Consider the following 14,040-nt stretch of genomic DNA (forward strand, 5'->3'; position numbering starts at 1 on the left):
CGCAAAACTCTCCACTGCTTATGCCACAGGCAAACGCCTTCTTGGAATAGCCTATGCCTGTTTGGAATAATGAACTGTGTAGAGGCCCATATAGTTGGAGTCCCTCCACCGTTCAGTACAGACAACATCAGCGCACACGATTCCTCGCAGGCTCGGAATGACGTCCTGAGTTTACTCCTGCTTTACTGCCGTTGCGCGTTGCCGTAGTAGCGCCGGGCGAACTGCACGAAGGTTTTATAGGGCTGGTTGTTTTCGGTACCCTTGCGCTGCACGAAATCGAAGTGGCGCACTAGGTTCAGGTCGCGCACGGGCACTTCCACCAGCTCACCGGCGGCCAGCTCCTTCATCACCGATTGCCGGGGCAGGAACGCCAGGCAGGTATCTACCCGCACAAAGTTTTTAAGGGCCTCGGTGCCGCCCAGGCGCACTTTCACCGGCAAATCGGTAAGGCGGATGCCGTGGGTTTGCAGGGCTTCTTCCAGCACGGCCAGCGTGCCCGAGCCGGTTTCGCGCAGGGCTACGGGTGTACGGCGCAAATCCTGGGCCTCCAGCTCGCGGCGGTGCAGCGGGTTGCGGGCCGAGCACACGGCCACCACCTCATCGGTAAGCAGTGGCGTGTAGGTTACATTGCTGACTTTGTGGATACCCTCGATAATGCCCAGGTCGATTTCGTGCTCTAGCAAAGCCTTGAGGATGTTTTCGGAGTTGCGGTTTTTGAGCGTGAGCTGGGTGTGGGGGTAGCGGCCCAGGTAGGCCGAGAGCACCGGCGGAATAACGTAGAGCGAAATGGTGGTGCTGGCCCCGATTACCATCTGCTGGCGCGGCTGAAACCCGGGGCTCAGCTCGGTGAATTCCTGCTCCAGTTCGTGCTGCAGCTGCCGGGCCAGCAGCAGCTTGCGGTACAGCAGCTCGCCGGCCGCCGTGAGTTGCACCGCGTTGCCGAGTCGCTCGAACAGGCCCGTTTTGTAGTGCTCCTCCAGCGCCCGTACCCGCTTGCTCACCGCCGACTGGCTCAGAAACAGCGTCTGCCCCGCTTTGGTGAAGCTCAGCTGCCGGGCAACTTCCAGAAAAACTTCATGGGCGTGGGAAAGCATAGCTGTGAAGGTACGGGCCTAGCTGATTCTTGGGCGGGTTCGGAGTAGCTGGCGCGAGTGTAGCGCAACGTAACTCGTGCCAAGGCTTGCCGCGAGTTTTCAACTCACTCGCCAGCTCGGCTAATCCAAGTGGCGCAATACAGGCTTTTCGCGTCGCGGCAGTGGGTACACAGCCTCCTCTGCATGAGCACGAGTTGGTTACGAGGTGTGCTGCGCTACACTCACGTTAGTGACTCAATTGAACCGCTCAAATTGCAACGTGTAAAATTTTGTCATTTTAATTAGGATTATCCGCCGTAGTTCCGGTACTTTTCAGTCCATTAGCTATAGCGGATTGCAGATGGCTGCCGGATTTTTCAGCGCCCCCACCGCCCTGTTATCGGCCGTCTGACCACGGCCACTTTGTGTTTTATCTCTTACGGACTTCCCCTATGAGCACCTCCCTGCTGATGCTGACGGTCATTGTACTGGCCGTACTGTATCAGAACATCAGCAAACGGCTGCGCGACCTGACCGACCGGCTGCAGCAGCGCGAAGACGCCCACGTCGAACTGCAGATTACGGTGGAGCAGCTACGTCAGCAGCTGCTTCGGCTACCCCGCGCTACTGACGCGGCCCCAACGGCTGCCGCCCCAATTGAGGCCACCCCCGCGCCAGATGCGCAACGGGAACCAGTACCGCCAGTAGCCGCCGTTGGTACCGCCCCACTTGCGGCGGCGCTGAGTGTGACAACTTCAAGCGAGACAACACAAACTGTCCCACCCAAAATTGTTACACCTCCGCCGGCTGCAGCACCAGGCCCGGTGGTACCGCCCGTTGCGCCCGCATTACCAGCTCCGGCTCCGGTGGCAGCGGCTGTTACGCCCGCTCCGGTTGCCGCTACCCCATCACCCATTGCCGATGCGCCAGTGGTTGCCCCGGTTACCCCGCAGGTTGCCGGCCCGGCGCCGGCTTCTCAACCGGACCGGGTACCGACCTTGCGCCCCGTACCCACCCGCCCGCAACCCACCCAGCCCGCCGCCCCTACCTGGTGGGACCGGACCGAGCAGCTGCTGCTGGATAACTGGACGGGTGTGCTTGGGGCGGTGGTCCTCGTGACCGGCATTGGCTTTCTGGGCATTTACACGGCCCTGCGGGTGAGTGCCCCGGCCCGCTTCGGTATGATTACCGGCTTCGCGGCGGTGCTGCTGGGGCTGCACTACTACCTGCGGCCCCGGCCGTTTGCAGCGAAGCTGCACGTGTGGCTGCAGAGCAGCGCGGCGGCGGTGTTTCTAATTGCCTGCGTGGGGGCCGTGAGCGTACCAGGGTTGCGGTGGGCCGGGCCGCCGCTCAGCTACCTGCTGCTGCTGGCCGGCGTAACCGTGAACCTGTGGCTGGCCTGGGATGCCCGCCGGGAAACCGTAGCCACTTTACACGGCGTGCTGAGCCTGGTGGCTCTGGCCGTATTGCCGCATAACCTGCTCACGCTAGCGGCGGCGGCCGGCGTTACGGTCTTCAGCATTGGTATTACGTACCGGCAACGCTGGAAATACCAGTTGCTGCTGAGCATTCTGAGCTTTTTTGCCTTTCACCAGTATTGGTACCAGGGCTTTACCGAGGTAACAACGGGCGCGCTGCCCGTGGCAGTGCGGCTGCCCGCCATGGCGCTGGTGCTGCTGGTAGGAGTGGCGGGCGCCGTGGTGCAGTACCGCCGGGTGTACGCCACCGTCCGCTTCGATGCGCTGCTGTTTGCGGCCCACGTGCTTAACTGGACCTGCCTGGGCATCAACCTGTACCGCTACAGCACCGGCTCGCCCTGGAAAACCGTGCCGCTGGGTCTGGGGGCGCTGTTCACGTTCTGGGTGGCGCGGCGGGCCCGGCAGCTGGGCATCGGGTGGCTGTTTCGTACGGATAGCATCATTTCCCTGATGTTGGCCCTGTTTACCGCTTTTTCTTTGCAGGGCTGGCACGTCTCGGGCACGCTCATTCTGCTGTTTATGCTGTTGGAAACCATGCTGGTGGCCTTCGTGATGGCACGGGAGCAGGAGAAAGTGGTGTTTCAGGTGGCTTCGGTGGGGGCGCTGCTGGCCGGAATAGGGCTAGTATTGCTTAACCTGACGCAGCTCAGCACCTACACTGCGGCCGAGCTGCCCCGCAATGCGTTTCTGCTGCTGCTGGCCGGCTTGCTGGGCGCGGCCTATTACCTGATGCTCCAGCAAGCCCCTTGGCTGACGGAAGAAACAGAAAGCCGAAGCCGCGACATGCAGCAGACGTTCGGCGGGGTCGTAGGGGCACTTTATCTGGGTGCGGGTGCGCTGCTGGCCAAAGCCATTTTTGGCTTTGCGCAGCCGCCCTTGTTTGCCCTGCTGAGCGGTACGCTGGCGGCGACCGGGGCCGTGTTTGGGGTGGCGTGGTGGCTGCGGACCACGGGCGGCTGGTTTCGCACACTGCATCTGCTGTGCGGGCAGGCCTTGCTACTGGTGGTCATCCTCGGCCTGCACGAAGCGGGCTTGAGCTGGCCCACTACCTTGCTGCTACTATACCTGGAAACCCTGCTGCTGGCCGGAGCCTGTGGGTGGGCCCGCGAAGCCAACGCCTACCGTACCCTGCTGGGCGCGGCACTACTCAGTGGCCTCGTTTTCCTGCTGGCATGTACCGGCGCGGTTCGCGAGCTGGAAGCTGGGGAATTACACCGGCGCTTGCTACTGCTGTTTGCGGCCGGCCTCAGCAGCTCCGTACTGCTAATGCTGCCCGTGCTGCGCCCAACCTGGCAACGGCTGCTGACTCCCGCTCACAGTACTTCCCTACAACAGACCTTGTGCGGCCTTACGCTGCTGCTCTACCTGGGCGCGACGGGCCTGTTTGTGCAGGCCGTATTTGGACAAGCTCAACCACCGCTGGGGGCTCTGTTGGGCGGCGGCAGTGCGGCGGCCGGCTTGCTGTTCGGGCTGGCGTACTGGTGGCGCGGGCAGCGGGGCTGGTTCCGGCCGGCGCACCTGCTGCTGGGGCAGCTGGTGCTGGCCGTTAGTATGCTGGGGCTGCACGAGCTGGGGCTCAGCTGGCCCGCCACCGTTACACTGCTATATGCGGAGCTCCTACTATTTACGCTGGCCCTGGCCGGGCAACGGGAAACCGGCCTGTACCGGGGGCTGCTGCTGTTTACCATGGTCCTAGCCGCCGTGCTGCCCTTCCTGATCTGCCGCCTGGATTCGCTTATTGATCTGCAACGGGCGGCTTTGCTGGTGGGGGCGGCCCTGGCCACGGTAGCGGCCCAGCGCTGGCTGCACTGGCAACAGGCCCCGGTGCTCGATGCCGTGCCGCTTTCCGATGACCCGCAACACCGGGTGCGGCTGCTGGGGCTGCTGCCAGCCATGCAGCTGTTGACGGCAGGCGGCTTGGTGTACGAGCATACCTGGGCCGGCTGGGTAGCGGCGGGCCTGTTGACCGGTTTGCTGCTGGTGCGCCGCCGGTTTGCCGTTCCCGGCCTGTGGCTGGGCATAGTGCTGACTACTATTGGCTACCAACTGCTGCAATGGAACCATGCCCTGCCAACCACGGCAGTTTTTCAGCCGCTGCATGTGCTGAGCTACTTGGCGCCATTGCTGCTGGTGGCCGCTACGGGGCTGTTTACCTCGTGGTGGCCGGCGGCCGAACAGCAGGTGCGCGCACCGTGGCTGTATCTGCTGGGCGTGCAGGCTACGCTGCTCAGCTGGGCGGTCTTTGCCCCGCGAGCCGAGGCGTTACCGGTGCTGCTCTGGCTGTTGCTGGCGGCCCTGGCCGCTACCGCCGCCCATTGGGCCCGCCGCCACTACGCTACTCCCGAAGCCCTGCGCCGCGCCGGCTCCCCCGACCGATTCCTGCTCCACCTCACCTACGCACTACTTGCGCTGGGCCTGTTGGGCCACTTATACGTGCTGCTGGATAACCCGACTAACCTGTTGCCGGGACTGCCGGACCGCCGCCTCACGGCCGGCGCGGTGCTGCTGCTACTCGGAGGGCTGGCTTGGCAGCGGCCGCCCGCATCGGAACCGCTTTACCGTTCCTGGCGCTACCTGCAGCCGCTACTGCCCGAGGCACTGCTGCTGTTCGCCAGCTTCACCATCGGCTATGAAATCCGGACCGAATGGCTGCCTCTGCTCTGGGTGGCCGGGGCGTTCGGGCTGACGCTGGGCGGAGCCCGCCTGCCCTGGCGCCTGCGCCGGGTGCAGGAGTACGGGCTACTGTTTTTTGGGGCGGCGGTGCTGGGCAGCGGCTACGTTTCGCTGCGCTACCTGGCTCCCGGCCAGCTGCTCACGGTGCCGTGGCTGGTGTCGTTTGGGGCGGTGGCGCTGCTGTTTGCCTATGTGGCCGTGCGGTTGCAGCCCGACGCCGGACGCCCGGCCTACTGGCCCCCGGTACTGGTCCCCTTGGCCGGGCTGGGCCGCCTCTCGCCGGCCGTCCTTATTCCGCTGCTGCTCTACCCCGCCTTCGGGGCCCTTACGCTGCTGCTGGTGCAGTCCTTCGACCGCTCGGTACTCACGGTGCTGCTGATGATGGAAGTAGTGGCCGCCTTCGTGTGCAGCTTGTTGCTGCGCCGGCAGGATTTGCGATACGTGGCCCTGGCCGGTATGGCACTGAGCCTGGCCCGGCTCCTGTTCTTCGATATGCGCCAGAGCGGCACCATCACCCGGGCGGTAGTCTTCATTTTGATGGGGCTGCTGCTGCTGGGCATGAATGCGCTGTACGCCCGCTTCAAGGACCGGCTGGCACCGCAACCCATTGCTAACGAGCCTGAGGAACCCGAGCTTCCCTCCGACCCGCTTCCGTCGCTGGAGTAAGGCTGCCAACCACCAAGGCCCGGCGGGTACAGCTCGCCGGGCCCCGGTTGTCGGGCTATTTTTCAGGAAACTGATTCAGCCGCTTACAAGCCCAGAATAGCCGCGTATGCCCCGTTCACCACTTCGGCCATGCGCCGGAAATCCAGCGTATCGATGGTGTCGGAGGCTTCGTGGTAGTTGTCGTTGCGCAGAAAGGACGTGTCGGTGAGCATCAGGCCCTCGTAGCCGAAGTGCCAGTAGTTGCGGTGGTCGGAGAGGTTGGCCAGAGCAGTGCCGACGGGCAAATTGATGAGCTGCACATTGATATCAGCGTTGGCTTGCATCAGGTTGTGTACTTTTTCAGTGAGAGGCTCCTGACCGGTGCACCCTACTACCGTGATGAAATTGTCGGTGCTGGGGTAAAGGGCGGCCAGTTGTTGGTTAGGGAAGCGCTGTGAGCCGGGCTCGTCGCGGAAGTAGCCAATCATTTCGTAGCAGAGCATGGCCCGCACCGGCGTACCCGCCTCGTGCAGCGACTTGGCGTGCACGTAGCTGCCCATGTCTTCGGTGGCAAAGTAGGGCGGCTCCTCGTTGGGGTAGGCCACCAGCTCCACGCAGTAGCGCAACGGGGGCCGGCGGGCGTGCAGCAGCCGGGCCGTTTCCAGCAGCCCCGCCACGGCGCTGGCGTTATCGTCGGCCCCGGCATGGTCGCCGAACACGTCGTAGTGCGCGCCCACTACCAGGCGCGGGGCATCGGCCGGGCCCAGGCGCAGGATAATGTTGCGGTAGCGGCGGCCATCGGCCTCGAAGGGCTGCTCCACTACCTTGCCGCCAAGCTTGCTGAACTCGGCTTTGATGTAATCGGCGGCTTGGTTCAGCGACGCCAGATTTTCGTAGTTGCGGGCGGGGCGCAGCGAAGTCAGAAACTCCACATCAGCATAGAGGCGCTGGGGGTTGGCTTTAGTGGCAGGCATAACGGATGAAGAACGGACAGGACGCAGCACATAAAAAGCCAGCCCCACCACCAGTAAAAACGCAGCAAATACCCAATAGAAAGCGGGACGGGACATGAAGGCAATGTAATACGGTGCTGGCTTATGGAGCTATTTTGCCTACGCCCGGCCTCATTCCGGTGCACACGCTGTCTGGGTTTGGCATTGAGTGGGCGGAGGTGTTTGAGGGGGTGTAGGGCTATTCATCAGTATATTCCTCATCCTCTCCTGCCACAAGAGGGAACTGTTGCCAATCCCAATACGCCAACAGCTCTCGAATAGCCACATCATTTTCATTATGGAAGTGGTGACCATGAGGGTAAGGAAAATCAAATTCTTCCTGCTTATAGCCTTGATTTAGCAGTACAGTCAGGTACTTATCTATAGGACCGTAAGCATAGATAACGTTATGCTTATCGTAAATAATGAGTCCATCATTATTTGCATTACCTATCCAGACATGATGTCTCCCATCCGTCTCTATGGGTTCTTTAAAATCCAGGAAGAAGTCAACTAGTGCTGTGCGACTTTCTATAGGTGGAGACTGATACCGTCCTGATACAGACATCCCATCACGGGGCGTCACCAGCACATACAAAACAAAGTAAGGAGCATCCAGACACGCACTTAATTCCAGCATCATCTGAACTTGGTCAGTACTCGCTCCAATCTCCAAACGGGTGTAGTTCTCCGTTTCCTCTAACTGATAAATTTCCCCATAATTGTAAACAGATTCATTATTGAGAGCATCGAAGGCAGTAAACTTTGGCAGCATGGACATTTATTAATTATTCCCACTCAAACCTATACAAAACCTAGCAGAAACGCCGTTTCTCACTACCTTCCGGCGTCCCTTTAAGCTCCTCCCCTTCCATGCTATCGAAAACACTTTCCCGCCTGCCGCTGCTGGTGTTGCTGGCGGTGCTGTGCGCCTGCTCCAAGTCTGGCTCTGATGCCGGCCAGGACCCCAACGGTGAGGAAATAGACCCGTACCAGAACCTCGTATTCCAGTTTGCCGATGCCGTGGTGACGCCCGAGCTGCAGGACCACTGGGATACGGTGCAGGTAGTGAGCTTCGAGCCGGCCGTGCGCGGCAAATTCAAGTGGACATCGGATCGGGAGCTGATTTTCTCGCCCAGCACGCCCTTTAAGCCCAGCACCAACTTCACGGCCACGCTACGTAAGGAGGCGCTACCGGAAGGCAAGCGCAACGCCGAGCTACCCGAGAACCGCCAGAAATTCCACACGCCCTACCTGGAAATGCAGGAGCCGCAGGCGTTCTGGGGCCGCTCGAGCCGGGCCGCCGGCACCGCCGAGATGCGCGTGGAGCTGCCCTTTAACTACCCCGTAAAGCCCGCCGACGTGAAGCCCCTGCTGCGCGTGACCCAGGACGGCCAGCCCGTAGCCTTTGAGGTGAGCGGGGAGCCAGGCGAGGTGGTGCGCGTGAGCCTCAACCAGCAAGTACGCCCCGGCACACCGCTCACGGTGGCGCTGGCCCAGGGCCTGCACGCCGTGGGCAGCGACCAGCCCAGCACCGCCGACTACGAAACCCAGGTGACCGTGCCCGACCCCGAGGCCCTGCAGGTAACCACCATCGAAGGCTCGCTGAAAAACGCCGACCCGGTGGTGCTCATCACCACCAGCCAGCCCGTAACGGCCGCCGATATCCAGAGCTACCTCACCGTGTCGCCGCAGGTGGCCTACGAGGTGGAGGAAGTGGAAAACGGCGTGCGGCTGAAGGGCGGCTTCGAGGTGGGCCGCAGCTACCAGATTGGCGTGAACCAGGGCCTGCGCGGGGCGCTGGGCGGGATGCTCAGTGAGGGTGTGTCGCAGTCGGTGAGCTTTTCCGACGAGCGGCCCACCATCAGCTTCGGCAGCGCCGAGAAGGCCATGTACCTCGATGCTTTGGGCTCGCGCAACCTGGGCGTGCGCATCAACGAGGTAAACCAGGTGAAGGTGACCATTGCCAAGGTGTACGCCAACAACATCCAGCAGCTGCTGCGCGGCGGCAGCCAGTACGGCTACCCCGAGTACGACGGCGGGGAAAGCAGCGAGGAAGAAGGCGACGGCGGCGAGTACGTGGACCGCTCCTTCCAGTATTACGACGTGGAGAACCTGGGCAACGTGCTCACCGAGCGCACCTACACCGTGTCGGGGCTGCCGAAGGCGCAGGGGCTGCGGCTGCTGAACCTGAACCTGAAGGACCTGGAGTTTTCGGGCGGGCTGAAGGGCCTGTACGTGATAAAGGTGCAGGACACCGAGCGGCAGTGGCTGCAGGTGAGCAAGCTGGTGGCCGTGTCGGATATCGGGCTGATTGTGAAGCAGGGCAAAGGCGGCAGCACGCTGGTGTTTGCCAACTCCATCCGCAACGCCAAGCCGCTTGTCGGCGTGGAGCTGCGCTACATCAGCACCAACAACCAGGTGATGGGCACCGGCCTCAGCAACCACGAGGGCGTGGCCCGCTTCGACAGCACCGCCGCCAATGGCCGCTTTAAGCTGGGCATGGTGATGGCCCAGCAGGGCAACGACTTCACCTTCCTCGACCTGAGCCGCAGCCGCGTGGAAACCTCCCGCTTCGAGGTGGGCGGCCTGCAAACCAATGCCGCCCGCTACCAGGCCTTCCTCTACGGCGACCGGGACCTGTACCGCCCCGGCGACACCATCCAGACCAACACCGTCCTGCGCACCGACACCTGGCAGGCCCCGCCTAAAGGGCTGCCGGTGAAAATCCGGCTGCTGTTGCCCACCGGCAAGGAGTACGCCAGTCTGCAAAAAACGCTGAACGCGGCCGGCTCCTTCGAGGCCCGCTTCATCCTGCCCCCGGCCGTAATGACCGGTCTATACACCCTGGAAGTGCTGACCGGCAACGATGTGCTGCTGACGTCGCGCCAGCTGTCGGTAGAGGAGTTTATTCCGGACCGCATGAAGGTGACGGTGAAGGCCGACCGCGCCGTGGTGAAGCCCAGTCAGTCGGTTTCGGCCCAGATTACGGCCCAGAACCTGTTTGGCCCGCCCGCTGCCGACCGCAAGTTTGAAGTGGAATTTTCGCTGAAGGAAAAGGCCTTCAACCCCAAAGGCTTCGAGCAGTTCACCTTCGCCATCAACAGCGGGGAGCGGCGGCGCGGCAACTACGGCGACCTGGAATCGACGCCCATCTCCGACCGGTTCGAGAAAACCACCCGCGAAGGCACCACCGACGCCGCCGGCCGCGGCACCGCCACCTACCAGGTACCCGACTACACCGACCTGGGCACGCTGGAAGGCACGGCCTTCACCACCGTATTCGACGAAACCGGCCGCCCCGTAAACCGCTTGGCCACCTTCGAGGTGCAGACCCAGCCGGTGCTGTTCGGCATCCGGAGCGCCGACGATCTAGTGAGCACCGGCAAGCCGCTGGCCGTGCAGCTGGTGGCCCTCACGCCGGCCGGCAAGCCCACCCAGGCCCAGGCGCAGGTGCAAATCGTGCGTTTGCTCTGGGAAACGGTGATTGAGCGCCAGGGCGGCCGCTACGTGTACAACTCGCAGAAGCGCGAGGAAGTGGTGCTCAACCGCACCATTCCGGTGTACGGCAGCAGCACCTCCGATGCCAACCTGGGCTTTTCGCCCACCTACTCCGGCGAGTACGAAATTCGGGTGGCGCGGCCCGGAGCCAGCACCTACGTGGCCCGGCGCGTGTACGCCTACGGCTACGGCGACACCCAGAGCAATTCCTTCGAGGTGAACAACGAGGGCGAGGTGACCATTGAGGCCGACAAGCCCAAATACGAGCCCGGCGACGTGGCCCACCTGCTGCTGAAAACGCCCTTCCCCGGCCGCGTGCTCGTGACCGTGGAGCGCGACCGGGTGCTCGACCACTTCTACGTGACCACCGACGAGAAATCGGCCAAGGTGGACGTGCCCATCCGGGGTAACCACGTGCCCAACATCTACGTGACGGCCACCGCCATCCGCGAAATCAAGGACAACCGCCTGCCGCTCACCGTGGCCCGGGGCTTTGTGCCGCTGACGGTGGAAAAGCCCGGCGCCCGCCTGCAAGTCGCCATAAAAGCGCCCGCCCAAAGCCGCTCCCAAACCGCCCAGACAATCGAAGTGACCACCGCCCCCGGCGCGCAGGTGACGCTGGCCATGGTGGACGAGGGCATTCTGCAGATGAAGGACTACCGCACGCCCGACCCCTACGGCTACTTCTACCAGAAGCGCGCCCTGGAAGTGCAGGCCTACGACGTGTACCCCTTCCTGCTGCCCGAGCTGGGCACCAGCAGCACCGGCGGCGACGGTTACGACCTCTCGCGCCGCACCACGCCCGTGCCCAACCGCCGCGTGCGCCTGCTGGCCAAATGGAGCGGCGTACTCACCGCCGATGCCAGCGGCAAGGTGCGCTACAAGCTGCAAATCCCGCAGTTCAGCGGGGCCATCCGCATCATGGCCGTAGCCTACAAAGGCGACGCTTTCGGCTCCGCCGAACACACCATGCGCGTGGCCGACCCGGTAGTTATTTCCACGGCCCTCCCCCGCTTCCTCAGCCCCGGCGACACGATTGATGTGCCGGTAACGCTGACGAACACGACGAAAGAAAAGATGCAGGTTGCTGTGCAAAGTGAGTTGCAAGGGGCGTTGAAGTCAGCTCAGCTTTTGGTAACCACTCGTGCTCGTCCTATTGCAATGCCATCTGAACTTCAGACTTCTATTACGCTGCTTCCCGGTCAAGAAAGTAGAACTCTGTTTCATTTCGCAGCGGGTTCGGTAATTGGTAATGGCAGTGTAAAAATCATAGCAAGAGTTCTACCTAAAGTTCCCAACGGAACGTCGGTTGAAACCTTCACCGAAACCATCGAGCTACCCATTCGCCCCGCTTCGCCGCTACAGAAGCGCACGGGGGCGGGCGTGGTGGCGGGCGGTGCGGCCCAGCAGCTGAACCTGCGCACCGACTTCCTGCCTTCCTCTCTGCGGAGCCAGCTGGTGGTGAGTCGCTCCCCGATGACGGAGTTTGCCAAGGACCTGCGCTACCTGCTGCAATACCCCTACGGCTGCCTGGAGCAAACCGTGTCGGCCGCCTTCCCGCAACTGTACTATGGCGACCTAGCCGCCACCCTGGGCCAGAAGAACGGCCCAGTCACTAAGCACCAGGCACTGAGCACTAAATATAACCCGAATTATCATGTGCAGGAAGCCATCCGCAAGGTGGAAGCCCAGCAGATGTATAACGGCAGCCTCAGCTACTGGCCCGGCGGCGACTACGACAACTGGTGGGCCACAGCCTACGCCGCCCACTTCCTGCTAGAAGCCCAGCAAGCCGGCTTCGACGTGAACAAGAACGTACTCGACCGGGTACTCCGCTACCTGCAGGCCCGCGTCCGCAAGCGTGAAACCGACACCTACAACATCATCCAGACCGGCGGCGTGATTCAGCCCGTGACGCTGGCCAAGAAGGAAATTGCCTACTCGCTCTACGTGCTGGCCCTGGCCGGCCGCCCCGATGCCGTGGGCCTGAACTACTACAAAGCCAACCGCAAGCTGCTGCCCGAAGATTCGCGCTGGGTGCTGGCCTGCGCCTTCGCCCTGAGCGGCAACCAGCGCAGCTACCGGGAGGCGCTGCCCACCCGCTTCGGGGTGCAGTCTATAGCCGGCCGCCAGCTCGGCGACGCCTTTTCCTCCCCCATCCGCGACGAGGCCCTGGTGCTCAACGCCCTGCTCGCCGCCGACCCCGCCAACGCCCAGGTGAACGTGCTGGCCCGCCAGCTCAGCCGCCAAGTGAAGCAGGCCGGCTGGCTCAGCACCCAGGAACGCGCCTTCGCGCTGCTGGCCCTGGGCAAGCTGGCCCGCAAAAACGCCGGCAGCACCGTCACGGCCAGTCTGCTGGCCGACGGCAAGGCTATCGGCAACTTCTCGGGCAAGGACCTTACGGTAAGCAACGTGGCCAACCGCCAGCTGCAACTGCGCACCAGCGGCCGGGGCAGCCTCTACTACTTCTGGGAAACCGAGGGCATCTCGCCCACCGGCCAGGTGCGCGAGGAAGATGCCTACCTGCAGGTGCGCCGCCAGTTCCTTAACCGCAACGGCCAGCCCGTGGGCAGCACCAGCTTCCGCCAGAACGATTTGGTAGTCGTGAAAATCACCATCCAGTCGGCCGAGTCGGCGGGTGAAGTCAAGAACGTAGCCATCACCGACCTGCTCCCCGCCGGCCTGGAAATCGAAAACCCACGCATCGGCGCCGTGCGGGAGCTAACCTGGGCCACCGACGCCGCCCAACCCGACTACCTCGACGTGCGCGACGACCGAATCAACCTGTTCACCACCGTCACGCCCACCTCCAAGTCTTTCTACTACCTCTGCCGTGCCGTAAGCAAAGGCACCTTTAAGCTCGGCCCCGTCAGCGCCGACGCCATGTACAACGCCGAGTATCACAGCTACGCCGGCAGCGGCGTGGTGCGGGTGCGGTAACCCAAAAAACCTGTCATCCTGAGCGGAGCGAAGGACCTTACTACGCAGGAGTTTTACCCACGTAATAAGGTCCTTCGCTGTGCTCAGGATGACAGTATTGGGATTACGCTATATCCCTTCAAACACCTCCGCCCATTCCAACTCCACGCCGGGCAGGGTGGCTACCGGAATCAGGCCGGGCTGATAAAACTCACCCTGCAAGTCATATTCTCCTGTTTCGCCCAGCGTGTACACGACTATATTTTTCAGGCCGGGGTCCACCATCCAGTATTCCAGCACGCCGTTTTCCTCGTAGAGGTCGAACTTGGTTTTGCTGTCGTGGGCGGTGTTGCCGGGGCTCAGGATTTCGATAATCCAGTCGGGGGCACCCACGCAGCCGAATTCGTCGAGCTTAGCCGGATTGCACACCACGCAGAGGTCGGGCTGCACGACGGTGGTAATCTGGGCGTCGCCGTTGGGCGTGGCTTTCAGCAGCCGCACATCAAACGGCGCGGCGAAACCCTGACAGGTTTTACCACGCAGGGCGGTTCCGATAAGCGTGTTCAGCCGAAAGGACACTTGCTGATGGCGCACGCGCGGCGCGGGGCTCATCCGGCGCACTTTGCCTCTGATCAGCTCCACTGTTCCTTCCAACCGCCACGTCAGGTAGTCGGCGTAGGTGTACGTTTTGGTGAGGTCGAGCTGGGAAATATCGGTGATGACAGCCATAGTGACAGCGCGAAAGAACAGAACGAATAT

Annotated in this window: 6 protein-coding genes; 2 read left to right on the forward strand and 4 right to left on the reverse strand. The window is 62.5% G+C overall.

Translation table 11 applies throughout. The features are described 5' to 3' along the window. Window positions 1-182 precede the first annotated feature (182 nt). A complete protein-coding gene (locus tag LF252_RS18625; RefSeq protein WP_226271101.1) occupies window positions 183-1,094 on the reverse strand; it encodes a LysR substrate-binding domain-containing protein in 912 nt (303 codons plus the stop codon). A gap of 431 nt (window positions 1,095-1,525) precedes the next feature. Here LF252_RS18625 and LF252_RS18630 point away from each other — a divergent pair, with 431 nt between their 5' ends. Next, window positions 1,526-5,890, forward strand: a complete 4,365-nt coding sequence (locus LF252_RS18630; protein WP_226271102.1) for a DUF2339 domain-containing protein — start codon at window positions 1,526-1,528, stop codon at window positions 5,888-5,890. An 83-nt stretch (window positions 5,891-5,973) separates the two neighbouring features. Here the strand turns inward: LF252_RS18630 and LF252_RS18635 are convergent, their stop codons facing one another. Then, window positions 5,974-6,939, reverse strand: coding sequence for a M28 family peptidase (locus LF252_RS18635; RefSeq protein ID WP_226271103.1), 966 nt, complete (start codon window positions 6,937-6,939; stop codon window positions 5,974-5,976). Between the two features lie 121 nt (window positions 6,940-7,060). Continuing rightward, entirely contained in the window at window positions 7,061-7,636 is a 576-nt protein-coding gene (locus LF252_RS18640; RefSeq protein ID WP_226271104.1) for a hypothetical protein, read from the reverse strand. Window positions 7,637-7,734: 98 nt separating this feature from the next. On the opposite strand from LF252_RS18640, the gene LF252_RS18645 reads away from it, so the two are divergent. Beyond that, window positions 7,735-13,302 (forward strand): alpha-2-macroglobulin family protein, encoded by a 5,568-nt coding sequence (locus LF252_RS18645; protein WP_226271105.1) that lies wholly within the window; start codon window positions 7,735-7,737, stop codon window positions 13,300-13,302. A 108-nt stretch (window positions 13,303-13,410) separates the two neighbouring features. On the opposite strand, the gene LF252_RS18650 is transcribed toward LF252_RS18645, so the two are convergent. Further along, complete coding sequence (locus LF252_RS18650) at window positions 13,411-14,010, reverse strand: Uma2 family endonuclease (RefSeq protein WP_226271106.1); 600 nt, start codon at window positions 14,008-14,010, stop codon at window positions 13,411-13,413. Between the last annotated feature and the right edge of the window lie 30 nt (window positions 14,011-14,040).

Origin of the sequence: Hymenobacter pini, assembly GCF_020421205.1 — a bacterium.
GTDB lineage: Bacteria > Bacteroidota > Bacteroidia > Cytophagales > Hymenobacteraceae > Hymenobacter > Hymenobacter pini.

Excerpts from the sequence above, each read along its gene's own strand:
- LF252_RS18650 (WP_226271106.1), bottom strand. The coding sequence starts at position 14,010 with ATGGCTGTCATCACCGATATTTCCCAGCTCGACCTCACCAAAACGTAC.
- LF252_RS18635 (WP_226271103.1), bottom strand. The coding sequence starts at position 6,939 with ATGTCCCGTCCCGCTTTCTATTGGGTATTTGCTGCGTTTTTACTGGTG.
- LF252_RS18630 (WP_226271102.1), top strand. The coding sequence starts at position 1,526 with ATGAGCACCTCCCTGCTGATGCTGACGGTCATTGTACTGGCCGTACTG.
- LF252_RS18625 (WP_226271101.1), bottom strand. The coding sequence starts at position 1,094 with ATGCTTTCCCACGCCCATGAAGTTTTTCTGGAAGTTGCCCGGCAGCTG.
- LF252_RS18640 (WP_226271104.1), bottom strand. The coding sequence starts at position 7,636 with ATGCTGCCAAAGTTTACTGCCTTCGATGCTCTCAATAATGAATCTGTT.
- LF252_RS18645 (WP_226271105.1), top strand. The coding sequence starts at position 7,735 with ATGCTATCGAAAACACTTTCCCGCCTGCCGCTGCTGGTGTTGCTGGCG.